The organism is Thalassotalea sp. SU-HH00458 (assembly GCF_040362795.1).
In the GTDB taxonomy this organism is placed as follows: Bacteria; Pseudomonadota; Gammaproteobacteria; order Enterobacterales; family Alteromonadaceae; genus Thalassotalea_H; species Thalassotalea_H castellviae.
In genome coordinates this window covers 1-23,862 of the sequence record NZ_BAABWW010000002.1, presented here as the reverse complement: position 1 = coordinate 23,862, position 23,862 = coordinate 1, and the positions used below count along the sequence as shown (strand labels likewise).

At 37.3% G+C, this 23,862-nt stretch carries 24 protein-coding genes and 1 rRNA gene; 10 read left to right on the top strand and 15 right to left on the bottom strand.

Annotated elements, in window-relative coordinates:
• Positions 1–12: 12 nt before the first annotated feature.
• The gene (locus ABXH06_RS03090) at positions 13–2,112 is read right to left on the bottom strand and encodes an EAL domain-containing protein (protein ID WP_353517262.1); all 2,100 of its coding nucleotides are present in this window, start codon (positions 2,110–2,112) and stop codon (positions 13–15) included.
• A 96-nt stretch (positions 2,113–2,208) separates the two neighbouring features.
• On the bottom strand, positions 2,209–3,453 hold the full coding sequence (gene hutI, locus ABXH06_RS03085) for an imidazolonepropionase (protein WP_353517261.1): 1,245 nt from the start codon (positions 3,451–3,453) through the stop codon (positions 2,209–2,211).
• 214 nt (positions 3,454–3,667) lie between these two features.
• On the opposite strand from hutI, the gene hutC reads away from it, so the two are divergent.
• The 3 genes from hutC to hutU are packed head-to-tail and all read left to right on the top strand — an operon-like array spanning position 3,668 to position 7,939.
• On the top strand, positions 3,668–4,378 hold the full coding sequence (hutC, locus tag ABXH06_RS03080) for a histidine utilization transcriptional repressor HutC (RefSeq protein ID WP_311584417.1): 711 nt from the start codon (positions 3,668–3,670) through the stop codon (positions 4,376–4,378).
• A gap of 15 nt (positions 4,379–4,393) precedes the next feature.
• The gene (hutH, locus tag ABXH06_RS03075; protein WP_353517260.1) at positions 4,394–5,911 is read left to right on the top strand and encodes a histidine ammonia-lyase; all 1,518 of its coding nucleotides are present in this window, start codon (positions 4,394–4,396) and stop codon (positions 5,909–5,911) included.
• A 15-nt stretch (positions 5,912–5,926) separates the two neighbouring features.
• Positions 5,927–7,939, top strand: a complete 2,013-nt coding sequence (gene hutU, locus ABXH06_RS03070; protein WP_353517259.1) for a urocanate hydratase — start codon at positions 5,927–5,929, stop codon at positions 7,937–7,939.
• A 125-nt stretch (positions 7,940–8,064) separates the two neighbouring features.
• On the opposite strand, the gene ABXH06_RS03065 is transcribed toward hutU, so the two are convergent.
• The 4 genes from ABXH06_RS03065 to ABXH06_RS03050 are packed head-to-tail and all read right to left on the bottom strand — an operon-like array spanning position 8,065 to position 10,595.
• Entirely contained in the window at positions 8,065–8,295 is a 231-nt protein-coding gene (locus ABXH06_RS03065) for a hypothetical protein (RefSeq protein ID WP_311584426.1), read from the bottom strand.
• Positions 8,296–8,318: 23 nt separating this feature from the next.
• Complete coding sequence (locus ABXH06_RS03060; protein WP_353517258.1) at positions 8,319–9,200, bottom strand: NAD(P)-binding domain-containing protein; 882 nt, start codon at positions 9,198–9,200, stop codon at positions 8,319–8,321.
• Positions 9,201–9,222: 22 nt separating this feature from the next.
• Entirely contained in the window at positions 9,223–9,696 is a 474-nt protein-coding gene (locus ABXH06_RS03055) for a nuclear transport factor 2 family protein (protein WP_311584431.1), read from the bottom strand.
• Positions 9,690–10,595 (bottom strand): bifunctional GNAT family N-acetyltransferase/hotdog fold thioesterase, encoded by a 906-nt coding sequence (locus tag ABXH06_RS03050; protein ID WP_353517257.1) that lies wholly within the window; start codon positions 10,593–10,595, stop codon positions 9,690–9,692. The genes ABXH06_RS03055 and ABXH06_RS03050 overlap by 7 nt, the downstream gene beginning before the upstream one ends.
• Positions 10,596–10,647: 52 nt before the next feature.
• On the opposite strand from ABXH06_RS03050, the gene ABXH06_RS03045 reads away from it, so the two are divergent.
• The gene (locus ABXH06_RS03045; protein ID WP_353517256.1) at positions 10,648–11,394 is read left to right on the top strand and encodes a polyamine aminopropyltransferase; all 747 of its coding nucleotides are present in this window, start codon (positions 10,648–10,650) and stop codon (positions 11,392–11,394) included.
• A 4-nt stretch (positions 11,395–11,398) separates the two neighbouring features.
• Here the strand turns inward: ABXH06_RS03045 and dtd are convergent, their stop codons facing one another.
• The 3 genes from dtd to ABXH06_RS03030 are packed head-to-tail and all read right to left on the bottom strand — an operon-like array spanning position 11,399 to position 13,653.
• A complete protein-coding gene (dtd, locus tag ABXH06_RS03040; RefSeq protein WP_353517255.1) occupies positions 11,399–11,836 on the bottom strand; it encodes a D-aminoacyl-tRNA deacylase in 438 nt (145 codons plus the stop codon).
• On the bottom strand, positions 11,833–12,801 hold the full coding sequence (gene pip, locus ABXH06_RS03035) for a prolyl aminopeptidase (RefSeq protein WP_353517254.1): 969 nt from the start codon (positions 12,799–12,801) through the stop codon (positions 11,833–11,835). The genes dtd and pip overlap by 4 nt, the downstream gene beginning before the upstream one ends.
• A 3-nt stretch (positions 12,802–12,804) precedes the next feature.
• Positions 12,805–13,653 carry a virulence factor BrkB family protein gene (locus tag ABXH06_RS03030; protein ID WP_353517253.1) on the bottom strand — a complete coding sequence of 283 codons (849 nt, stop codon included), beginning with the start codon at positions 13,651–13,653 and terminating at the stop codon, positions 12,805–12,807.
• A gap of 91 nt (positions 13,654–13,744) precedes the next feature.
• Here ABXH06_RS03030 and ABXH06_RS03025 point away from each other — a divergent pair, with 91 nt between their 5' ends.
• Positions 13,745–13,969 carry a hypothetical protein gene (locus tag ABXH06_RS03025; protein ID WP_311584448.1) on the top strand — a complete coding sequence of 75 codons (225 nt, stop codon included), beginning with the start codon at positions 13,745–13,747 and terminating at the stop codon, positions 13,967–13,969.
• 5 nt (positions 13,970–13,974) lie between these two features.
• Complete coding sequence (locus tag ABXH06_RS03020; protein WP_353517252.1) at positions 13,975–14,616, top strand: DUF2959 domain-containing protein; 642 nt, start codon at positions 13,975–13,977, stop codon at positions 14,614–14,616.
• A gap of 6 nt (positions 14,617–14,622) precedes the next feature.
• On the opposite strand, the gene ABXH06_RS03015 is transcribed toward ABXH06_RS03020, so the two are convergent.
• From ABXH06_RS03015 to typA, 3 genes are all read right to left on the bottom strand, one after another.
• Positions 14,623–14,799, bottom strand: coding sequence for a hypothetical protein (locus ABXH06_RS03015; protein WP_353517251.1), 177 nt, complete (start codon positions 14,797–14,799; stop codon positions 14,623–14,625).
• 44 nt (positions 14,800–14,843) lie between these two features.
• Positions 14,844–15,029 carry a hypothetical protein gene (locus tag ABXH06_RS03010; RefSeq protein ID WP_311584456.1) on the bottom strand — a complete coding sequence of 62 codons (186 nt, stop codon included), beginning with the start codon at positions 15,027–15,029 and terminating at the stop codon, positions 14,844–14,846.
• Positions 15,030–15,398: 369 nt separating this feature from the next.
• A complete protein-coding gene (gene typA / locus ABXH06_RS03005; protein ID WP_311584459.1) occupies positions 15,399–17,216 on the bottom strand; it encodes a translational GTPase TypA in 1,818 nt (605 codons plus the stop codon).
• 304 nt (positions 17,217–17,520) lie between these two features.
• Between typA and glnA the strand changes: the two genes are divergently transcribed.
• From glnA to glnG, 4 genes are all read left to right on the top strand, one after another.
• On the top strand, positions 17,521–18,927 hold the full coding sequence (glnA, locus tag ABXH06_RS03000; protein WP_311584462.1) for a glutamate--ammonia ligase: 1,407 nt from the start codon (positions 17,521–17,523) through the stop codon (positions 18,925–18,927).
• Positions 18,928–19,039: 112 nt separating this feature from the next.
• Complete coding sequence (locus tag ABXH06_RS02995) at positions 19,040–19,567, top strand: DUF4124 domain-containing protein (RefSeq protein ID WP_353517250.1); 528 nt, start codon at positions 19,040–19,042, stop codon at positions 19,565–19,567.
• A 77-nt stretch (positions 19,568–19,644) separates the two neighbouring features.
• The gene (gene glnL, locus ABXH06_RS02990) at positions 19,645–20,733 is read left to right on the top strand and encodes a nitrogen regulation protein NR(II) (protein WP_353517249.1); all 1,089 of its coding nucleotides are present in this window, start codon (positions 19,645–19,647) and stop codon (positions 20,731–20,733) included.
• Positions 20,730–22,130, top strand: coding sequence for a nitrogen regulation protein NR(I) (glnG, locus tag ABXH06_RS02985; RefSeq protein WP_311584472.1), 1,401 nt, complete (start codon positions 20,730–20,732; stop codon positions 22,128–22,130). The genes glnL and glnG overlap by 4 nt, the downstream gene beginning before the upstream one ends.
• Before the next feature lie 10 nt (positions 22,131–22,140).
• Here glnG and ABXH06_RS02980 read toward each other — a convergent pair whose 3' ends face one another.
• From ABXH06_RS02980 to rrf, 3 genes are all read right to left on the bottom strand, one after another.
• A complete protein-coding gene (locus ABXH06_RS02980) occupies positions 22,141–22,521 on the bottom strand; it encodes a MerC domain-containing protein (protein WP_353517248.1) in 381 nt (126 codons plus the stop codon).
• Positions 22,522–22,591: 70 nt separating this feature from the next.
• The gene (gene epmA / locus ABXH06_RS02975; protein ID WP_353517247.1) at positions 22,592–23,560 is read right to left on the bottom strand and encodes an elongation factor P--(R)-beta-lysine ligase; all 969 of its coding nucleotides are present in this window, start codon (positions 23,558–23,560) and stop codon (positions 22,592–22,594) included.
• Positions 23,561–23,648: 88 nt separating this feature from the next.
• Positions 23,649–23,763: ribosomal RNA gene (gene rrf / locus ABXH06_RS02970) — 5S ribosomal RNA — on the bottom strand.
• Positions 23,764–23,862: the final 99 nt, after the last annotated feature.

Here is a 23,862-nt window from a genome sequence, read left to right as displayed (position 1 = left end):
TGCCCTTATGGTTTAATTACACTGTTGTTTTTGCCAGTGCGCCAGCCATTTTGGCGCATCATCAACACTCAGTCCTTGATGAATCGATTGACCTTGAGCAATATCTCCGCCTATCGCTAGATAAGATTTTTCAATTTCTCGATTATTGATGCCAACAGCAACAATTGGTATTTCCATTTTACGAATTAAATTTATCAGAGCATTCACTATCGTTTTCTCCGATTGATCATTTTGTTGATTATTCAGTAAGGCACAATCAATTTTCACTTGTTGGATTGCCGTTCTTCGAAGATACCTTAACGCTTCATAACTACCTGAAAAATTATCAATTGATATTTTAATCCCTAATGCTTTTAATTGATCAATCATCATCCGCGCTCTAAAGGCGGAGTCGAGTAATACTTGCTCACTTAGTTCTATGATTAAATACTCGACTGAAACCGACACTGTTTTCGCTTGCTGCTCAATAAAGTCAGTAAGCTCGGTTTCTAGTAAATCTTTACTCGATAAGTTTATCGCTACATAGGCTGGCATTCCCGAACGATGCATATTCGATAACAGTTCAAAAGCTTGTGTGATCATTTGTTTTGTTAATTGATAAATTTCACCACTGAACTCAGCTATTTCATTAAACTCATCGGTTGATAAACGTACGCCATCGCTATCTTGCCATTCGATAGTTAATTCAAAGCCTTTAAATTGTTTATCTAATAAAGAGATTTGTGGCTGAGCTAACCAGTTAATTCGTTGATGAATAATATCTTGTTTTAATTTTTCCATTTTTGCCAAATGGCGTTCTGTGTATACGGCAGCCTGAGGGTTAAAATAACTAACCCTTTCATCTTGGTTTTCACCGGATAATAATGCATCACTTGCGTGTGCAATTAACTGTTCAAAATCTAATTTATCATCAGAAATAGCGGCGCCAAACGCTAATTCAAAGTTCAATGAAAAACTTTTAAAGCTCATGGCTTGTGGAACCGCTGTTACTAGTTTTTGACAAATATCTTCTACGACAATTTTCACAGGGTGATTTGATAAACGGGTATCAAGTACAATTAAAAAATCTAAGCCTTGCAGACGAGAAATTCGCACGGGCGTGCTTTCATCATTAAAGTTCACTAATAATTGTTCATCACAAACACTCTGCTGTAAATTAAAAGCGAGTTGTAATAATAAAATATCGGAATTTTGGTGACCTAGTACTTTATTTACTTGATAAAAATTGAGTGGTTTAAATACAATTGCTACAAATTGACTATCAGGTTTATTACTCACAATTCTTTTTAAACGTAATAAGCTTTGCTGATAACTCGGTAAATTCGTGATTGGGTCTAACGGAACAACACTAGCCTCAAATTTATTACTTTCTCGTTCTGATTCAATTGTTAATGTTGTTAATTGGTGTTGTATCGCTTCAACGATCCCCCAACAACCGTTTACAATAGCAAATAAATAACTCAACACACTCAAACTAAGTACCCAAACAATTGACGCTTGAACATTTAGCCATAAATAAAGAGCTACACCATAGAAGGCAACGGAGATGATTAAAATTGTCATTCGCCTGTTAGCCGTTTGGTTTACTCGAGAATGATAAGCCGTAAATCCTGTTAAAAGGACTAGAGACCCAATAAATACTAACCAGAGTTGAAAAACATCAACTTCACGCAGCCAGAAAACACTACAGATAAACGCAACACAAGCCCCCACCATAACCCAAGTTAAGATTTTTGTTATCACATTCTGACTAAGACTCGTTTGCAGCCATAAAAATGCCGACAACACAAAAACAGCGCCTGAAATTAGCAACGTTGGGGTTTGCCATTGAGACAACGACGTAAAAGCAAAAAATTGCATTAATAACGACAAGGTTAATAATGCTAGAAAACGCCATTTCACCCGAAGAACAGGTTTTAAAAGCGCCATAATAATCAATAAAGGTAAGCTCAAACCTAATACAAAGGCAATATTAAATTCAGCAAAACTGTATGTGGGTAGGCTCTCAAGTTGGTTTGCGGCAAACACAAAATGTGGCACAAATAAAAAACTAGAAACGACAAGCCAAAGCTGTTTTATAACAACGCGAAAGCGTAAAGTACGTTTGTGCATGATTAACCTTAAAGCATTTATACCGCAATACTACTTGTGCTAAGACTAATCAATACGATAACTTTTGTACAGCAATCAAGCATACAACCGCATTAATTATATGACTCTTTTGCCTGCTTGATACAATGTGACCAGGGGATTTACTCCAAATTGATAACATAATTCTGCAGGCTGTTTTATATCCCAACAAGCTATATCGGCATCAAAGCCTACGGCTAATTTTCCTTTAGAGTTAGCTAAACCAAGCGCTTTAGCGCCATGACAAGTGATACCAGAGAGTGCCTCAGCCGGTGTTAATCGAAAAAAAGTACACGCCATATTAAGCATTAATTGTAAGTTATTGATTGGCGACGAGCCGGGGTTAGCATCGGTAGCAATTGCCATGGGTACTTGGTGTTTTCTTAATAAATCAACCGGTGGCAATTGTGTTTCTCTAAGGAAATAAAATGCGCCGGGTAATAATACGGCCGTCATCTCTGCCTTTTTCATTGCAGAAATTCCTGCTTCATCAAGAAATTCGATATGATCTGAAGAAAGCGCGTTATATTTCGCCGCTAATTCACTGCCTCCTAAATTTGATAATTGCTCTGCATGGACTTTTACTGGCAAGCCAAATTTTCGAGCACAAGCAAATACACGTTCGGTTTGAGCAAGATCAAACCCGATCCCTTCACAAAAAACGTCAACGGCATCCGCTAACTTTTCTTGAGCTATTTTAGGGAGCATTTCATTACAAACCAAGTCAATATACTCATCAGGTTTGTCCTTATATTCCACCGGCAGCGCATGAGCGCCTAGAAATGTACGTTTAATGGTAACGGGAACTGTCTTGGCAAGCATGCCTGCTACATTTAACATTTTGACTTCGTTTTCGACATCAAGTCCATAACCTGACTTAATTTCTACCGTAGTAACGCCTTGCTGATGAAGTGCCGTTAAACGTTTTAACGCTGCATCATATAATGTTTGTTCACTTGCTTTTCGGGTAGCAGATACCGTTGACACTATACCACCGCCTGCATTGGCTATTTCTTCATAACTTTTACCTTCTAAACGCATTTCAAATTCATTGGCCCGATCGCCCCCGTAAATTAAATGGGTATGGCAATCAATCAACCCTGGTGTTAACCACTGGTTGTTACCATCAATCACTTCAACGGTTTCTTTATCGTATGCAGGTAAATCAATTTCTTTGCCTAACCAAACAATTTTACCATCCGATATTGCGATAGCACCTTGTTCAATAACGCCATAGCCGGCAGCACCTTCAGACATTGTGGCTAAATTTACATTAACAAAAAGGGTTTGCCAGTTTACAGGTGAGCGCAAAGGTGAAGTCATGTTAAATAATCCAAAAGTTTTAATCGTTGAAAAAGCGACTAGGCTTTATGAGCAACAGGTAGATTTCAATGTAATAAGTGACACTTTACCCGATAGTGAAAACATTCGCAATAGTTGTATATACAACTATTGACACGCAGAAATAATCGTGAGATTGTATATACAAGAATGTAGTAATACGCTCATTATATAATAAATTTTGGAAATCTTATCGATGACGCAAGTAAAAGCAGCAAAATTTACCATCATTAAAGATCATATTTGTAAAATGATCGAATCAGGTGAATGGCTTCAACACAGTAAAGTGCCTTCTGAAAATGTCTTAGCAGAGCAATTTTCAGTCAGCAGAATGACCGCACGCCGAGCATTACAAGAATTAACGGAACAAGGCTTACTCGTAAGAACCCAAGGAGCAGGCACTTTTGTCGCCACTTTTAAATCGCAATCATCACTTTTAGAAATTCGTAATATTGCAGATGAAATTCAAGAGAGAGGTCATCAACATCACGCCCAACAAATCGAATTAATCGCCGTTGATGTCAATCATGAATTAACCATTTTGTTAGGTTTAAAAGAAGGTGAGAGTGTTTTTTATTCTGAAGTTTTACACTTTGAAAATAATGAGCCGATTCAATTAGAGCAACGCTATGTTAACCCTAAATTAGTGCCCGATTATTTACAGCAAAACTTTGCCGAGATTACCCCTCATGAATATTTATCGAGTGAAGCACCGTTAACTGAGGCGACCAATGAAGTTGAAGCCGTGTTAGCCAATCAGGAGACATGTGCACATTTGAACATTGAAACAACAACCCCTTGTTTACAAGTTAAGCGTCGCACCTGGTCGAGTAAAGGTGTAGTGAGCTTAGCGATATTAACGGCTCCCGGTAATAAGTACCGCTTAGGTAGCCATTTAGTTTTTTAATTTTGGAGCAATAAGATGACGTTTAAATATGGTGTTGACCGTTTAAATCTTGATATTGTTAATGGTATTGCTAACGGTAGTATCAAGGCTGAACTTTGCCAAGAAGCATTAGATAAAATTAACACAAGCAGACAACGTGTTGAAAAAATGGCCGCTTCAGACAAAGCGGTATATGGTATTAACACTGGCTTTGGCCCGTTATGTGATACGCAAATATCACCTGAAGATACAAATTTATTACAGAAAAACTTACTAATAACCCATGCTGTTGGTGTCGGTGAACCCATAGCAAAAGCCATCTCTAAGTTAATGTTAATCACTAAAGTACATGCGTTAAGTCAAGGCTTCTCAGGCATACGTTTAGAGACGGTTGAAAGAATGTTAACCTTTATCGAGCTTGATTTAATACCAGTTGTACCTGAGCAAGGTTCAGTGGGTGCATCTGGTGATTTAGCGCCGTTATCTCACTTATTTTTACCTTTGTTGGGTGAAGGTGAATTTTGGGATAATAAAGACGGGCAAACGGGTAAAACAGTTCCTGCAGCGCAAGCATTAAAAGAGCACGGCTTAGCGCCAATGGAATTACATGCGAAAGAAGGTTTAGCGTTAATTAACGGTACACAATTTATTTTGTCACATGGCATTACCGCGCTAACAAAAATGCGTTACTTATTAGACCTAGCAGATATGACGGGCGCGATGAGTATTGAAGGCATGCAAGGTAGCGAATCCCCTTTTAGAGATGAGCTTCATCAAACGCGTGCTTTTAAAGGTAATTTAGAAGTTGCGGCACGTATGAGAAGTTTTTTTAAAGACTCACAAAACATGTCGGCTCATGAAGAATGTGACCGAGTACAAGATCCCTATTCTCTTCGTTGTATTCCACAAGTGCATGGTGCATCACGTAATGCCTATTATCACTTAGAAGAATTAGTTGAAATCGAAATGAATTCAGTGACCGATAACCCAATCGTTATTAGTAGCGAAGAAGCTATCTCAGGTGGTAGTTTCCATGGACAACCACTTGCTATGGTACTTGATTACGCATCTATTGCAGCTGCAGAGCTAGGAAACATTTCTGATCGTCGTTGTTATTTATTATTAGAAGGTTTACACGGTTTACCGAGGCTATTAACCACGGCTGGCGGTTTAAACTCGGGGATGATGATCCCACAATATGCAACGGCTGCTTTAGTAACAGAAAACAAGTCACTGTGTTTTCCACCATCAGCCGATAGTGTCCCTACCTCAATGGGTCAAGAAGATCATGTTTCTATGGGCAGTATTTCCGGTAGAAAACTCAATCAAATATTAGGTAATTTAGAGAAGATACTCGCTATCGAATTAATGTATGCAGCACAGGCTATAGAGTTTAGACGGCCAAATAAATGTTCAGACATTATTGAACAAAACCACCAATTAATTCGAGAAAAAGTGACTAAGTTAGAAGAAGATAGACTGTTAAAGCCAGATATTGATGCCATGATCACCTTAGTAAAATCTCAAGCATTTATCGTTAACTTTAACCATTAATAAAGGGATATAACTATGACTGATTCAATGACTTTCAAAGAAGAAATTAAACAAGGTATCCCAAGTGAATTGCCACCAGCAAAGCCTTACCCTGAAAATGCGAACCGTGCGCCAAAACGCAAAGATATTTTAACGGTTGAAGAAAAACAGTTAGCGGTTAGAAATGCGTTACGTTATTTTCCAAAAGCATGGCATCAAGAACTTGCAACTGAGTTTGCGCAGGAGTTAAAAGATTTCGGCCGTATTTATATGTACCGCTTCAAGCCAAGCTATCATTTAAAAGCACGCTCCGTAACTGATTATCCGGCTAAATGTCAGCAAGCGGCGGCCATTATGTTAATGGTTGATAATAATTTAGATCCAGCCGTTGCTCAGCATCCTGAAGAATTAATTACCTACGGTGGAAACGGTGCTGTTTTCCAAAATTGGGCACAATACTTATTAGCGATGAAGTATTTAAGTGAAATGGAAAGTGATCAAACGTTGCATATTTATTCTGGTCACCCGATGGGGTTATTTCCATCCAGTGAAGATGCCCCTCGTGTTGTCGTGACAAATGGCATGATGATCCCTAACTACTCAAAGCCTGATGACTGGGAAAAGTATAATGCTTTAGGCGTTACGCAATACGGTCAAATGACCGCAGGGTCATTTATGTACATTGGCCCACAAGGGATAGTGCATGGCACTACCATTACAGTGATGAACGCGTTTCGTAAAGTGTTAAACAAAGGAGAAAAACCACAAGGCAAGATTTTCCTGACTGCCGGCTTAGGCGGCATGAGTGGCGCGCAACCGAAAGCAGGTAACATTGCTAACTGTATCACGGTTTGTGCTGAAGTGAATGCCAATGCCGCCACAAAACGTCATCAACAAGGTTGGGTAGATGAATTAATTGATAACATGGATGAGCTCATCCGCCGCGTTAAAAAAGCGCAAGCCAATGATGAAGTAGTTTCAATTGCCTATATAGGTAACATTGTAAATGTCTGGGAAAGCTTTTATGAACAAGATATTTACGTACATTTAGGCTCTGATCAAACATCTCTTCATAACCCGTGGTCAGGTGGTTATTATCCGGTTGATATTAGCTATGAAGAGTCAAACCGTTTAATACGTGAAGAGCCAGAAGTATTTAAAGAAAAAGTACAAGCGAGCTTAAAGCGTCATGCTGATGCGGTGAATAAGCACACAGCACGTGGGACTTATTTCTTTGATTACGGCAATGCCTTCTTACTTGAAGCATCTCGCGCTGGTGGTAATGTGATGGCTGAAAATGGCATTGACTTTAAATACCCATCCTATGTGCAAGATATTTTAGGCCCTATGTGTTTTGATTATGGTTTTGGTCCATTCCGCTGGGTTTGTGCATCGGGTAAACCTGAAGACTTAGATAAAACAGATGCTATTGCAGCCCAAGTACTGAAAAAAATTATGCAAGAGTCGCCTGAAGAAATTCAGCAACAAATGCAAGACAACATTACGTGGATTGAAGATGCGAAACAAAATAAGTTGGTAGTAGGCTCTCAAGCTCGTATTCTTTATGCTGATGCACAAGGTCGCATGGAAATAGCGAACGCATTTAACGACGCGATTGCAGCAGGAGAAATTGGTCCTGTCGTATTAGGTCGAGATCACCATGATGTGTCAGGTACGGACTCACCATTTCGTGAAACATCAAACATTTATGATGGTAGTCGTTTCACTGCCGATATGGCTATTCACAATGTGATTGGCGATAGTTTCCGGGGCGCAACGTGGGTATCAATTCATAACGGCGGCGGTGTTGGTTGGGGTGAAGTCACTAACGGTGGTTTTGGTATGTTACTTGACGGCTCTAAAGCTGCTGAACGTCGTTTAAAGTCAATGTTATTATTTGATGTTAACAACGGTATTGCACGACGAAGCTGGGCACGTAACGAAGAAGCCAACTTTGCGATTAAACGTGAAATGGCACGCACTCCTAAGCTTAAAGTGACATTAGCCAACTTAGTGGAAGACAATATTTTAAATAACTTATCGCTGTAGTTGCCTGACGCTGATTTTCACTAAATTGGCATCTACGATTTAAACTTTAAGAATAGTAAAGCCGGCACTCGCCGGCTTTTTAGCATTGTTTGCTCTGGGGAGTCCTTCAGTTATTCAGCACTGGATTATAGGGTTTTAACTTTTTCGCTAAACAGCGCTCTTACTCGAGTGATGCCAGAATAAAACCCAACCGTTACTAAAATACTCAATATATATACGACAATGGCCTTCACATTGAAGTTTTCTTGCCAATAAATACTCAGCCCTTCACTTGAACCATAAAATAAATTGAGTATTAAAATATGAATAAAAAGGTAAAGCGCTAACAGAAAAAGTTTATTTTTAAAATAATGCATAAATTTATATCGCCTAACAATAACTAACCGTCATTCAATTTTTTATCTTGCTCAGTATTTATTAGCCAAGCTATTAAGTCATCATATTGATATTGGTAGCCTAGAGTATTCCGTATTTTATCACTCAGGACTTTCCGCCTAGACTCAGCTACCTCGGTTTGAGTATCAAAACGAGGCGGAGCAACATTAAACGCTTTAGCAGCAACCGTATAAAAATATTTCTTTGTCACATGGGTTTCGCTAACCGCATTAAATACACCTTGAATAGAATCGTTTTTTATCATCAACAGAATTTGGCCAACCATGTCCGCTTGATGAACTAAATTAACATAGGCTTTAGGTGATGTTAGTACTCTGTTATTTTTAAAGAAAATAGCTGGATGCCTTTTAGGGCCAACTAAACCAGCTGCCCTGATCACCACTCCTTGGTTTGAAAAATCGAGTACATGCTGTTCAGCTTGGCTAAGCAGTTTTACCTTTTCAATATTATTGTTTAATTTTGCCGACTCAGTTATATCACCATCAATCCCTTCATAAACAGCCGTAGAACTGATCAAGATCACTTTTCCAACATGACAGCTTTCGGCCTGTTTTATAATGGCAGCAATATGATCAGGATAGTCTTTTTTACCTTTTCTAATGCCAGGCGGAATACAGATAATCAGAGTTTGACAACGAAATACCGTTGGAACACTGTTATTGACCTGATTCATAGGCAAAGAAAGCAATTCAGCTTGCGCCCCCAATTCGTGTATTACTGAGAGATTTTCAGTGTGTTGAGTGGTTGCAACGACTTGATATTTTTCTTGAACTAACGCTGTGACAAGCGCTTTGCCTAACCAACCACAACCAATAATACCAACTCTTTCTTGCTCATTTTTATAACGGTCTTGTTCAGCGTTCATTACAGTAAACTCATGATTAGGGTTAACTTGTCTTTTGAATTAATCCAACAACTTGCTTAGATAGATCATTAGGAATTGGAATCGATAAATTATACTGCAAAATTTTCCAGTGATTATTAACTTTAAGTAATATCCCAGTGCCTCGACATTGACCATAATTTTTATTAAAAAGCAGTTCATCAAAAAACGCGATGTCAGTATCGTTAACTATAGTGATATTTCTTTGTGTCGATTCATATAGCCAGCCAATTTTTTGATTAAAATGTGGTTTGACATATTTTTTAAATTCTTCTTTTGTCCAACGCTCATTTCCATCCGTTCCTAAAAATACCGCTTGTTCCGCAAATAAATTAAAATATGCCTCATAATTTGCTTCTGCAGCAGCCAGATGAAAACGTTCAAGCGTTTGATTGATTATTGTTTTTTCAATCGACGACTGCGCGACAACTGAACTGGCGACAATAAATAACCCCGCACACAATAGCATTCTTAACATTGATTTTTTTCCTTGTTGATCACAACATACTTGCCAATAAATTTTGCTGCTACTGTATCACCACTATAAACATTTACTGAAATGGTCATTTTCGCCTTACCGTTTTCGACTAAGTGCTCTGTGCTCCCATCTACGAGCAATTGTTCTGTTTTAGCACATGACACACCATTAATAGGCGCTAAATATTTAATATTTCCCTCGGCTAAAACAATATCTCCATGGCAATGGCTGTTTTGTAAAAGTAAATACACCCAACCCCACCCCGTTAATGTGGCAAGAGTATAAATACTGCCAGCAAACATTGTGTTATGAAGGTTTTTATTAAACATAGGATCGCAATGAGTGACCAATTCTAAACCATCGTAATAGCCAATACTGATATTCATTGCTTTACTTAAAGGAATAGTTTTATGCCAAACGTCCATTAAATTTTTCGCTTGTTTGCTACGATGAGTTGATAAAACACTCAACTTTTTCGTCATAGCATAATGCTGAATATCACCATACAATAAATGTGCTTTTCCCATATTTTGATAACCTGATTTTTGATAAAACGCTAAGGCAACTTCTCGAGCATTTAGCTCAATCAATGTCGCACCACGTTTTTGCGCTTCTGCTTCTAAAGAGTCAAGCAAGCATTTCCCCATTCCGCTCCCTTGTGCTGTATCTGCAACCGCCATATAGCGTATTTGAGCTTGGTTTTCTTTGGTAAAGTGTAATCGGCCAACGGCTATTGCATTACCTTTTCGATCGAATATAGCGCGATGAATTGCTTGATCTTCAAGGTTATCTAATTCGCTACCTCGTTCTTTGCCCCATGGCGAACGTAATATCAACCAACGTAAATAATAATATTGTTCAAACTCTTTTTTTGTTTTAGGTGCTCTGCAAGTGATCATTGTCTATGCTTATAGTAATAGTATTGTCATTCTAATAATTATTTGATATTTAATGAAATTAGCCGCTCAATTACAACAAAGTAAATTACTTTATTTACATCAAGGCAACGAAAATTTAGCGGTTGCTGAAAATGAACATTATCGCTGGATTTTATTTGATGATGTTGTGCAAAGCATCATGTTAAAGCGAGTGCCTAGTAAACTGACTATTCCACATCAATATTTTATGATGTTACCTCTATTGTTTCACGTACCCAATAAAATTATTGAATTAGGTTTAGGTGGTGGCAACCTTGTTCGTTATTTAACGAATATTTTACCTAACAGTGAGATATTAAGCATCGAATATAATGCACAAGTGATTGAGTGCTTTGAAAACTTCTTTAATCCACAAAACATACAACAACCCATAGCTCATTCTTCCTTTGAACTGTGGTTAGCTAAGCAAAAGAAACAGCAACGCTGTGATTGGCTTATTTATGATATTTATCAAACAGATGAAAACCCTCAATACTTTCTTAAACAAATAAAGCGTGTTTTAAATAAAATCGATAAAAATACTTGGTTAACCATTAACTTGCCTGATTTAAATGAACATGATCTCAATATCGCGTTATTACATCTATCTTCGCTGAAAGGCAGCCGTATGATGCGCTATTTTCATATTCCTTATTACAAAAATATTATTATTCACTTAACGCCGATTGATGCCGTACTAAGTGATATCAACTCAGTTCTCCCTCATTATGCCTTAACTCGTTTGGCTAGGTTTTGGCAACACGGCATGGTAAATAGATAAAGAATTAAATAGATAAAGTAAAGGTGACTGGTCCATCATTTAACAATCGAACTTTCATATCGGCACCAAATCGACCAGTTGGTACTTTAAAGCCTTGCTTTCTTAATTGCTGACAAAAATATTGATACAAATTGTCACTAAATTTTGGCTCTGCAGCAGAAGTAAAGCTAGGTCTCATTCCTTTCGTGGTATCTGCAGCTAATGTAAATTGCGAGACCACTAAAATGTCTCCTTGCACCTGCTTCACATTTAGGTTCATTTTACCGTTTTCATCTTCAAACACTCGATAACCAGCAACGCGTTCAGCCAGTCTTGCCGCTTTTTTTTCATTATCATCTGGCTCAATCGCTAATAACACTAACAGTCCATGATTTATTTCACCGATTATTTGCTGATTAACTTCGACGCTAGCTTCTGTGACACGTTGGAGTAAGGCAATCATCTTTTAGTCTCTTGTAAAAAGTTCGCCATGACATCGGTTGCCTTACAAAGTGCATCGATTGTTTGACTCTCAAAGCCGCTATGCCCTGCTTGAGGTAAAATTTGTAAACTGGCATTTACCCAATGCTTGGTTAAATTTGCCGCGGTATTCAGTGGGCAAACCATGTCATATCTTCCATGGATAATAATCGCAGGTATATCACTGATGATAGCAATATTATTAAGAATATAATTTTCTTCAATAAAGCAGTGATGATAAAAGTAATGATGAGAAAGCTGTGCCATACATAAAGCTTGATGACTATCTTCTATTTGCGCCATGCCTATATGGTGATGTTCAATGGTTGAAAGCCTTAATTCCCATAAATACCATGCTTTACACGCAGCAATTTTAGCGACTTCATTATCAGATGAAAATATTTGCTGATAACCTTCAAGTAAATTATCTTGAAAGTTACCTTCAAGAGGTTTGATAAAATCTTGGTAATATTCAGGAAAAAAACGTTCAGCGCCATCCACCTGATACAACCAGTCATATTCTTTTTTCGTCCCTAAAAAAATGCCTCTTAAGATAAAACCAAGCACAACTTGGGGATATCGAATACCATAGATGAGTGCTAAGGTAGTTCCCCATGACCCACCAGAAATCAACCATTTATCAATAGACAAGTGTTGTCGTATCTTTTCAATATCTTCAATCAAAAAGTCTGTGTGATTGTTTTCAATTGACGGTGAAGGCTTTGACTGTCCACAACCACGTTGATCAAAAATAATAATGCGGTATTTTTCAGGATCAAAATATCGACGATGATTATTACTTGAACCACCGCCAGGACCACCATGCAAATACAAAACAGGTATACCATTAGGGTTTCCTGATTGCTCTAGATAAATTTGATGAATATCATCTACCTTAAGCCATTCGTGATGATAATGTTTTATTTTAGGGTATAAAGCACGAGACATTATTTAGTCCTTTTGCTGTGAAAAATCTTCAAGACATACGGTAAACAAGGCGCCAAACAGAACAACCAACCAAGACAAATATACCCATAAAAACAAAATAGGGATCCCCGCTAATGCCCCATATATTGCTTGATATGAAGGAAGCTGCGTGACATAAAAAGCAAAACCTTTTTTCGCAATTTCAAACAAAACGCCCGCCAAAATGGCACCTGAAAGAGCAAATTTAAAACTCACATCTTTATTAGGAACGACAATATATAAAATAAAAAACGCAAAAATAGAGGCGATAATCGGTAAAAGCCGTAATAAAACATTAGCAACACCTAAAACATCGTAATCACCTAACGACATCAATGAAACAATATAAGAAGTGGCAGCTATACTACTACCGACAAGAACAGGGCCTAATGTTAATACCATCCAGTACATTGAAAATGAAGTTACGATCTTACGCTTTTTATCAATGCGCCATAATTTGTTAAGACTTTTATCAATTGCAGAAATCAACATGAGTGCAAAAAGAAATAAAAAAGTAATTGCAATGGCTGACATTTTAGAAGCATTTGCGACAAAACCCGTAATATATTCTCTAACTACATCCCCTGTAGCAGGTAAAAAGTTATGATAGACAAAACCTTCGATCATATCTTTAATATCTGAAAAAATAGGGAATGCCGTCATAACTGACAACATAACAACCATCAGGGGAACCAATGACATCAAGGTTACATATGATAAATACCCCGCCGTCACATGGACTTGTTCGGCATTCATACGGCGCAAAAAAAACCAAAAAAACTTAGCAGTTTTTGTCCAAAAAGCTGAATTTAACAATTTGTTAATAAATTCCATAATCATTAGTAGTTAATATTCCTGTATTTACAGTATATTATGATTAACAAGATTTATTCTATAATGTTTTATTAAGAAAAAGAGGTGTTTTATGTCAGGTCAAGGTTCAGGTGGAAACGTATTAGCAGCTATTTGTAGTTTTTTTATTCCCGGCTTAGGCCAACTCGTTCAAGGTAGAATTTTAGCGGCGATATTCTTCTTTATCGCGATGGCAATTTCGTGGGTACTGGTTTGGTTATTAGTTGGTTGGATTTTAGTTCCTATCGTCTATTTATGGTGCATCATTGATGCTGCTCGTTATAAATCCTCGGATTAGCCAATATGTTTTATAAAACAATTATTCTAATATTTGCTTTGCTTTTGCTTAATGGTTGTCAATCAGCTTATTACTCAGCAATGGAGAAAGTAGGTACCCATAAAAGAGATATCTTAATTGACAGAGTTGAAGAAGCAACTACTTCTCAAGAGGAAGCGAAAGAAGAGTTTATTAGCGCCTTGGAGCAACTCTCTAAATTAATCGCTTTTGATGGTGGTGAATTACAAACTCAATATGAATTAAGTAAAGAAAGTTTTGAATCAAGTCAAGAAGCAGCAGAAGAGGTTTCAGCACGCATTGATGCGATTGAAGATGTTGCTGAAGCATTATTCGATGAATGGCGTGATGAAATAGAGCAATACAGCAATCAATCACTAAAAAGACAAAGTGAACGACAACTTAATACAACTGAAAAACGTTATTTAACTGTGATAAAAGCTATGCATAGAGCAGAAGATAGAATGTCACCCATTTTAGCTTCACTAAAAGACAACATGCTTTATTTAAAACATAACCTTAATGCCAAAGCAATTGGCGCGTTAAAAGGTGAATATAAAGTAATTAAACAAGATATTGATCGTTTAATTATGCAAATGAATCAATCGATTAAGGATTCACAAGCTTTTATTACCGCATTAAAATCTTAGTATCGCTTACTGGTAAGGGTTTTTAATCTTAAAAGGATCTAAATTAATCTCATTAATGGGATCAATATGTTGATTAACTTTAGCAAGAAGATCTGAAAGTTGTTTTATTTGGTCTGGGCCGGCAGCACCCTCTTCAAAGAGCCGGCTTAATTTTTGTAAGGTGATTAATTGTTCGGGTGACACCGTTCATTCCTTTGGCAAAAATACTTAAATTTTTATAATTATGGTTATGAATTAATTGCGACTTTACGGGGTTGCTGATATGAAGTGCTCGAACGAGGTTGCTCGCGACCATCATTGATGAACTCGTTATACAAACTTTTTAATTCTCGTTTCTCAATGATATTTGCACTTTCAGCAACCATTTTTTCAAACAAAGAATTTAATCTATTTAATTTGCTTTGTTCCATCATATATTATCCCGCTTTCGCGAATACTCCATTACTGTCATTAACATACCAGCGTTTTGCTACTTCATAATAAATTGTAGCAAACGTTTGATAATGCGCTAGTCACTATGAATGTATCAAAATGAAAAACAAATGTTACCAGTTTGTATATGTAGTTTTAAATATGATGATTAACAATAAGTTAAAGTATTTTTATTTGTCACTATACAGGAAGAACAGTACGAATTCTGATGGCAGTTTAAGATATGTCTTACAAAATGAGATGTAAGTTATGACGTTTATCCTACAAAGTTAACAATAGGTTAACCGATACAAAAATACCGCATTATTCAGTGAACAATGCGGTATTTTATTAGATAAAATTAGTCGAGTTTATTTTGCTGCGCGACCTTCACGTTTACGATCAGACTCTTTTAAGAATTTTTTACGTATACGAATACTATCTGGTGTAACTTCTACTAACTCATCATTATCGATAAATTCTAACGCTTGTTCTAACGACATAATGATTGGTGGCGTTAAAGTTTGTGCTTCATCCGTACCTGATGAACGTACGTTTGTTAATTGTTTACCTTTAAGCGCATTTACTGTTAAGTCATTATCGCGTGAATGAATACCGATAATTTGACCTTCATAAATATCTAAACCATGTCCAATTAACATACGACCGCGAGATTGTAAGTTAAATAATGCGTTAGTTAACGCCTTACCTGTGGCATTAGCAATCATTACACCATTTAAACGTTGACCAATATCTCCGCCTTTATGTGGACCATATTTTAAGAAAGTATGGTAGATCAAGCCAGAACCAGAAGTAATAGTCATAAACTCAGTTTGGAAACCGATTAAACCGCGACTCGGCATGATAAAGTCCATACGGATACGGCCTTTACCATCAGGCGCCATATCTGTTAGTTCAGCTTTACGAACACCCATTTTTTCCATGATGGTACCTTGATGCTCTTCTTCTACATCAATAGTAACAGTTTCATAAGGTTCTTCTATTTGACCATCAACTTCACGCATGATTACTTCAGGACGAGAAACAGCTAATTCGTAGCCTTCACGACGCATATTTTCTATTAAAATACCTAAGTGAAGTTCACCACGGCCTGAAACTTTAAATTTGTCAGGATCGTCTAACTGTTCAACACGTAATGCTACGTTATGTACAAGCTCTTTATCTAAACGATCTTTAATATTACGCGACGTGACATACTTCCCTTCTTGACCTGAAAACGGTGAAGTATTTACTTGGAATGTCATGTTGATTGTTGGTTCATCAACAGACAATGGTGGTAATGCATCAACTTCATTTGGACAACAAATTGTGTCAGAAATCTTGAGTTCACCTAATCCCGTAATCGCTATGATATCACCAGCATGTGCGATATCTGTTTCATGACGTTCAAGGCCTAAATAACCAAATACTTTACCCACTTTACCGTTATGAAGTTTACCATTTGCGCCTTCAACAGTAACTTGTTGGTTTGGTTTTACAGAGCCACGAGTAATACGTCCAACACCAATAACACCTAGATATGAACTGTAATCAAGTTGTGATATTTGCATTTGAAACGCACCATCTTGATCTGCATTTGGTGGTGGAACTTGATCAACAATCGTTTGGAAAAGTGGCGTCATATCGGTGCCAACTTCACCTTCTTCCATTGAAGCCCAGCCATTAATTGCTGAAGCATATACCACTTGGAAATCTAATTGATCATCGCTAGCACCTAAATTATCGAACAAATCAAAAACTTGGTCCATTACCCATTCAGGACGAGCACCAGGCTTATCAATTTTGTTAATAACGACAATTGGCTTTAACCCTTGTGCAAAAGCTTTTTTCGTGACAAAGCGTGTTTGCGGCATTGGGCCTTCTTGCGCATCAACAATAAGTAGCACTGAGTCAACCATTGACATCACACGCTCAACTTCACCACCAAAATCAGCATGACCAGGAGTATCAACGATATTTACACGATAATCGTTCCAGTTGATGGCAGTATTTTTAGCAAGGATAGTGATACCACGTTCTTTTTCGATATCGTTTGAATCCATGACACGTTCTTCAAGACCATTTCTTGCGTCAAGTGTGCCTGACTGATCTAATAGTTTATCAACCAAGGTCGTTTTACCATGGTCAACGTGGGCGATAATCGCTACATTACGTAATTTCTCTAACACGGGCTTTTGCTCATAGGGCTATAATTGGGCGCGGATTATACAGGATTATTGCCGCTATAGCGACAACTAAAATATTAGCCCCCTATTTAATCTATGAACTAGAATACCCCAATATGATCCACAATACTTTCATGCACCAATAAAGAACATTGACCGCACCAATATGGTGCTTACCATTAACCTTAAAATAGCTAACCAGTTGTTTTTTAGTCATTTAATGCTTGGCATGATAATCGCTTATAACGAAACATAAACATAATGCCTTGCATTTAATTATTTACGATAACTTCACTGGAGACACTCAATGTCACAAGCAGTATTAGATTTAATCAAAGAAAACGATGTAAAATTCGTTGATTTACGTTTTACTGATTCGAAAGGTAAAGAACAACACGTTTCGATTCCTCATCACCAAGTAGATGAAGATTTCTTCGAAGATGGTAAAATGTTTGACGGCTCTTCAATTCAAGGCTGGAAAGGTATCAACAAATCTGACATGGTTTTAATGCCTGATCCAGCTTCAGCAGTTTTAGACCCATTCACAGATGCTGTAACATTAAATGTTCGTTGTGATGTCGTCGAACCAGATACTATGCAAGGTTATAGCCGTGATCCTCGTTCTGTTGCGAAACGTGCAGAAGAATATTTACGCTCAACAGGCATTGCAGATACAGTTTTAATTGGTCCAGAGCCTGAATTTTTCTTATTTGATGACGTCCGTTTCCATACAGATATCAGTGGTTCTTTCTTCAAAGTTGATGATAAAGAAGCGGTTTGGAATTCTGGTACTGAATATGAAGAAGGCAATATGGGCCATCGTCCTGGTCTTAAAGGTGGTTACTTCCCTGTTTCTCCAGTAGATTCTTCACAAGATATTCGTTCTGCAATGTGTACTGTCATGGAAGAAATGGGCTTAGTTGTTGAAGCACATCACCATGAAGTTGCCACTTGTGGTCAAAATGAGATCGCATGTCGTTTTAATACGATGGTATTAAAAGCTGATGAAGTTCAAATTTACAAGTATGTTGTTCATAACGTTGCACACGCCTATGGTAAAACAGCGACTTTCATGCCGAAGCCACTAGTTGGTGATAACGGTTCTGGTATGCATGTTCATCAATCTTTAGCAAAAGACGGTGTAAACTTATTCTCTGGTGATAAGTACGGCGGATTATCTGAAATGGCGCTTTATTACATTGGCGGTATTATTAAACACGCTAAAGCATTAAATGCATTTACTAACCCAGCAACTAACTCATACAAACGTTTAGTGCCTCACTTTGAAGCGCCAATTATGCTTGCTTACTCAGCAGCTAACCGTTCTGCATCGATTCGTATTCCAGTAGTACCATCTCCAAAAGCTGCTCGTATTGAAGTACGCTTCCCAGATCCAGCTGCAAACCCTTACTTAGCATTCTCTGCTTTGTTAATGGCTGGTCTTGACGGTATCAAAAACAAAATTCACCCTGGTGATGCAATGGATAAAGATTTATATGACCTTCCAGCTGAGGAAGCATTATCAATTCCACAAGTTGCTACTTCATTAACTGATGCTCTTGATGCATTAGAAGCAGACCGCGAGTTTTTAACTGCTGGTGGGGTAATGGATGATGATATGATTGATGCATATATTGAGCTTAAACGAGCAGATTGTGAGTTATTAAATACATCAACTCACCCTGTTGAATTTTCAATGTATTATAGCGTTTAATCTACATTTAAAAGTCATTAAGATTAAAAAGCTCACTCTGGTGAGCTTTTTTTGTGGCGAAAATTATATAATTTGATAGATTAAGGGTATATCGATTAAGTAAGGGATTTATTTGACTAATTTGAAATTATTCGTTGTCATGATTTTAACAATTGTGATTTCGTTACCAATATCAGCTACTTCGACTAAAATTTATGTTTGGCGCAATGCCGACGGTGTTTTAGTGTATTCTGATAGCCCCAAACCTGGCGCAGAAGAAGTAGACGTTAAAGAATCGAATAATATGTCTTCCTCCATCGACACTTCAATTTTAGATATCAATCCCAAAACCATCGAAGAAAAATATCAAGTAGAAATATCTCAACCAGCAAATAATGCAACAATCAGAGATAACACTGGTTCTGTATATGTGTCTGGTCGTATTAAACCTATTTTTAAACAAGGGTTAAAAATACAATTGAAACTTGATAACCAGCCCTACGAAAAACCTCAAACCCACTCAATGTTTGTCTTACGAAATGTTGAACGTGGAGAACATCAATTAAAAATGGATTTAATTAACGATAAAGGCAAGGTAATTGCATCTTCTGAACCAGTAACCTTTTATATGCATAGAGCCTCAGTAATTCGAGCTAATTAAGCATTAAAAAGGTGCATTGAGCACTTTAACGGACTACACTTAATTAAAATCGCACCAAAACAGTGCGTTGAGAATTTATGGTTAATTCAGAAAGTAATAATCAGCATAGTAAGCTTTATTATCAGCAAAACCTGCCTAATCAAATGGTAACGGCAGTCATTGTGCTAAATAAAGAATTACGTATTCAGTATGTTAACCCCGCAGCTGAAGCGCTTTTAATTAAAAGTTTTAATAAATTAGCGGATCAACAGCTTAAGTCTATATTCTTTAATAATCCGATTAACGATAATCGCTTAAATCAATTACTCACCTCAGGACAAGAGTTTAGTGATAGCGATGTTATTTTGGAGTTTTTTGACCGGCGCAAAATTACAGTCGAAATCACGGCATCTTCCGTCGATTTTGATAAATCACCACACATTCTTCTCGAATTCAAGCAAATCGATCAGCAAAAACAAATTAGTGTAGAAGCTTTTCAACAACTCCAATGGGAATCAGCAAGAGATCTCATAAGAGGGTTAGCGCATGAAATAAAAAACCCATTAGGTGGATTGCGCGGTGCTGCTCAATTATTAAATAAAGAATTAGCAACAGAGCAACAAGAATATACACAAATGATCATTGAGCAAGCTGACCGATTAACAAATCTAGTAGATCGATTATTAGGTCCTAATCAATTGCCAAATGTTTCTGATCAAAATATTCATGTGGTACTTGAAAAAGTTGCGCAATTAACGAGTTTTAATAAGCCTGAAAATGTCACTATAATCAAAGATTATGACCCTTCTATCCCTGACATTACTTTTGACCCTGACAAACTTCAACAAGCAATCTTGAATATCGTTAATAATGCGCTGCAAGTACTAGGTCCAGATGGCAAAATCACATTAAAAACTCGGGCTACCAGCAATAAAACCATCAACGGTAAGCGAATAAAACTTGCTATGCAGCTGAGTATTATTGATAACGGACCAGGTATTCCAGAAAAAATTCAAAATACTTTGTTTTACCCTATGGTGTCGGGTCGTGCGAATGGTACAGGTTTAGGCTTATCTATTTCGCAAACATTAATTAATCAACATAGTGGCAAATTATCTTGTATCAGCCAACCAGGCCATACTGAATTTATAATCATATTACCAATTACGGAAGCGACAAAATCATGATCACAGAACAAGTATGGATTGTAGACGATGACAGCTCAATCCGTTGGGTGCTAGAAAAAGCATTGTCAAACGCAAGTATTAGTGCGGCATCATTTGATAGTGCTGAAAACCTTCTAACCGCACTAGATCACGGGCAACCAGAGATAATTATTTCTGATATAAGAATGCCCAATATCGATGGCATGGAGCTATTAAGCGATATTAATCATCGTTTTCCTAATATACCTGTAATTATCATGACCGCGCATTCTGATCTTGATAGCGCAGTAAATGCATACCAAGGTGGTGCATTTGAGTACTTACCTAAACCATTTGATATTGATGAAGCGCTAGCACTAACTCGTCGTGCCTTAACCCATGCACAAGAATTAAAAGCTAAAACCCGAACGCAAGAAACTACTTCGGTACCTGTCGGTATTATTGGCGAAGCCCCTGCCATGCAAGAAGTCTTTAGAGCTATTGGCCGACTATCTCGTTCAAGCATTAGTGTGTTAATCAATGGCGAATCCGGTACGGGTAAAGAACTCGTTGCTCATGCTTTGCATTTACATAGTCCACGAGCAAAAGAGTCTTTTATTCCTTTAAATATGGCAGCTATACCAAAGGATTTGATTGAGTCTGAACTCTTTGGACACGAAAAAGGTGCATTTACTGGTGCAAACACCGTAAGGCACGGGCGTTTTGAACAAGCACATAATGGCACTTTATTTTTAGATGAAATAGGCGATATGCCGCTGGATATACAAACCAGACTCTTAAGAGTTTTAGCTGATGGTCAATTTTACCGTGTTGGTGGTCATTCACCGATAAAAGTTGATGTGAGAATTCTTGCCGCAACACACCAAAACCTAGAGGATAGAGTTAATAATGGTGATTTTCGTGAAGACTTATTTCACAGACTCAATGTTATTAGAATACATATCCCTAGCTTGAGAGAAAGAAAAGAAGATATTGCTCAACTTGCGAATCACTTTTTAGTACAAGCTGCTCAAGAATTGAGTGTTGAGCCAAAAACATTAGAAAAATCAACTTTAGAGTATTTATTAAATTGTGAATGGCCGGGTAATGTTAGACAACTTGAAAACATTTGTCGTTTCTTAACGGTTATGGCAAGTGGCAAAGAAATACATATTAATGATTTACCTAGTGAACTTTCTGAAACTACTCCAACAATCACTGATAGCCAAAATAATTGGCAAGGTTTATTACAACAATGGGCAAATGAGCAATTAAATGCTGGAAATCAAGGGATCATCGATCATGCGTTACCCATTTTTGAAGAGATACTCATTAAATGCGCGTTAGCCAATACGAAAGGGCATAAACAAGAAGCAGCTAAAAAGTTAGGTTGGGGAAGAAATACTCTGACTCGAAAACTTAAAGATTTGAATATGTAGCAAAAATTAACTATTTGCTACATTCATGTTCATTACATTGTTTACAACTATTACATAATTTAATATTAATAATATGAGCAGCAACTATAAGTGTTGCTCCTATCATTATAAACAATGGTTGTACCGCTTCTGAAAAATCGTGTTTTTGCCAATACACTACGACACCAAGCATTAACAAATAAAACGGGTATAATTTTTTATGATAACGCTTAAAGCCAGAAAACATAGCAATTGAACCTAGAATGGCAGTCACGATTAAAAAGATATGCTCCCAAGTATGATCGGCTAGAAATCCAATACCGAGTAAAGGCAATGCCGGTAAAATTACAGGCAGCAGTATACAGTGCAAGGCACATAAAGATGTTGCTGTGATGCCAATTCTATCTAACACGCTATTCCGCTCAGTTACTATCAATCTAATTTTGATATATTATCACATTTGATACAGTATCACAAAACAATTATGCATTGGTGATATTAAATGTCATTGTCGATGCGATATCTGGTTTATCAAGTGCTAACATCAATAATCTATCTATACCAACTGCTACTCCTGCACAGGCAGGTAAACCATGTTCTAAAGCAGCAAGGAATAAACGATCTAAAGGTTTATCTTTTTTTCCGAGAGAATGTCGTTTTGCGTTATCAGTCTCGAAACGACTGATTTGTTCACGAGGATCGGTTAACTCATTAAAACCATTCGCTAACTCAACGCCTTTATAATAACATTCAAATCGTTCTGCTACTCTAGGATCATCTGTAGATAGTTTAGCTAAAGCAGATTGGCTGGCAGGATAATTATATATAAAGCACGGTACATCGCTCCCTAACTGGTTTTCAATGCATTCTGAGAACAACACTTGTAATAACACGTCTTTATCTTGCTCTGTATCGATCCAATCTCCTAACACTTTATGATCACTTAAAGTCTCTTTCAGTAATGCATTGGTACAGGTTAGCGGGTCAACTTTTAAATATTTTAAAAATACCTGTTGGTAGGTCATCCTTTCCGCTTCACCACACTTTAATGTAAGGCTGAGTAAATCAGCTAATTCATCCACAAGTTGAAAATGATCAAAATCGATTCGATACCATTCTAAGATAGAAAATTCAGGGTTATGAAAGCGACCATGACTTTCGTGTCTAAAAGCCTTGCAAATCTGATAAATAGATTGATAACCAGAAGCGAGTAACCTTTTCATAGCGAATTCGGGCGAAGTTTGTAAAAACAAATCTTTAGATGAAGATCTAGAAGCAAAGTCGTACTGACAGGAAAAACTATCTAAATAAACATCCGTAACTGTACCATGGCTCAACAATGGCGTTTCAACTTCTACGATATTACGAGAATAAAAAAACTCTCTAATAGATCGAATAACACTCGCACGCTGTTGAGCAAGCTCCCAACAAATTTTACTTTCCCACGACATACTTATAAGCACTTAATCTTAAAATGGATACTGTAAACGAAAAAAGCCCTTGTCGAAAGACAAGGGCTTTTTATACTTTAAAAAGGGTGTCTGGTAATGTCCTACTCTCACATGGGAACTCCCACACTACCATCGGCGCTAACGCATTTCACTTCTGAGTTCGGAATGGGATCAGGTGGTACTACGTCGCTATTGTCACCAGACAAAAAAACATTATTAGTTAGGAAATTAAACTGAGATAAAATTCGCTAAATATTAATGTTTTAGCAAAAAGCCCGTCACTTTAGTAACGGGCTTTTCTA

Excerpts from the sequence above, each read along its gene's own strand:
- glnA (WP_311584462.1), top strand. The coding sequence starts at position 17,521 with ATGTCACAAGCAGTATTAGATTTAATCAAAGAAAACGATGTAAAATTC.
- epmA (WP_353517247.1), bottom strand. The coding sequence starts at position 23,560 with ATGTCGTGGGAAAGTAAAATTTGTTGGGAGCTTGCTCAACAGCGTGCG.
- glnL (WP_353517249.1), top strand. The coding sequence starts at position 19,645 with ATGGTTAATTCAGAAAGTAATAATCAGCATAGTAAGCTTTATTATCAG.
- ABXH06_RS03050 (WP_353517257.1), bottom strand. The coding sequence starts at position 10,595 with ATGATCACTTGCAGAGCACCTAAAACAAAAAAAGAGTTTGAACAATAT.
- pip (WP_353517254.1), bottom strand. The coding sequence starts at position 12,801 with ATGTCTCGTGCTTTATACCCTAAAATAAAACATTATCATCACGAATGG.
- hutH (WP_353517260.1), top strand. The coding sequence starts at position 4,394 with ATGACGTTTAAATATGGTGTTGACCGTTTAAATCTTGATATTGTTAAT.
- ABXH06_RS03065 (WP_311584426.1), bottom strand. The coding sequence starts at position 8,295 with ATGCATTATTTTAAAAATAAACTTTTTCTGTTAGCGCTTTACCTTTTT.
- ABXH06_RS03030 (WP_353517253.1), bottom strand. The coding sequence starts at position 13,653 with ATGGAATTTATTAACAAATTGTTAAATTCAGCTTTTTGGACAAAAACT.
- ABXH06_RS03010 (WP_311584456.1), bottom strand. The coding sequence starts at position 15,029 with ATGATGGAACAAAGCAAATTAAATAGATTAAATTCTTTGTTTGAAAAA.
- glnG (WP_311584472.1), top strand. The coding sequence starts at position 20,730 with ATGATCACAGAACAAGTATGGATTGTAGACGATGACAGCTCAATCCGT.
- hutU (WP_353517259.1), top strand. The coding sequence starts at position 5,927 with ATGACTGATTCAATGACTTTCAAAGAAGAAATTAAACAAGGTATCCCA.
- hutC (WP_311584417.1), top strand. The coding sequence starts at position 3,668 with ATGACGCAAGTAAAAGCAGCAAAATTTACCATCATTAAAGATCATATT.
- ABXH06_RS03055 (WP_311584431.1), bottom strand. The coding sequence starts at position 9,696 with ATGTTAAGAATGCTATTGTGTGCGGGGTTATTTATTGTCGCCAGTTCA.
- dtd (WP_353517255.1), bottom strand. The coding sequence starts at position 11,836 with ATGATTGCCTTACTCCAACGTGTCACAGAAGCTAGCGTCGAAGTTAAT.
- ABXH06_RS03045 (WP_353517256.1), top strand. The coding sequence starts at position 10,648 with ATGAAATTAGCCGCTCAATTACAACAAAGTAAATTACTTTATTTACAT.
- ABXH06_RS03020 (WP_353517252.1), top strand. The coding sequence starts at position 13,975 with ATGTTTTATAAAACAATTATTCTAATATTTGCTTTGCTTTTGCTTAAT.
- hutI (WP_353517261.1), bottom strand. The coding sequence starts at position 3,453 with ATGACTTCACCTTTGCGCTCACCTGTAAACTGGCAAACCCTTTTTGTT.
- ABXH06_RS03090 (WP_353517262.1), bottom strand. The coding sequence starts at position 2,112 with ATGCACAAACGTACTTTACGCTTTCGCGTTGTTATAAAACAGCTTTGG.
- ABXH06_RS03060 (WP_353517258.1), bottom strand. The coding sequence starts at position 9,200 with ATGAACGCTGAACAAGACCGTTATAAAAATGAGCAAGAAAGAGTTGGT.
- ABXH06_RS03025 (WP_311584448.1), top strand. The coding sequence starts at position 13,745 with ATGTCAGGTCAAGGTTCAGGTGGAAACGTATTAGCAGCTATTTGTAGT.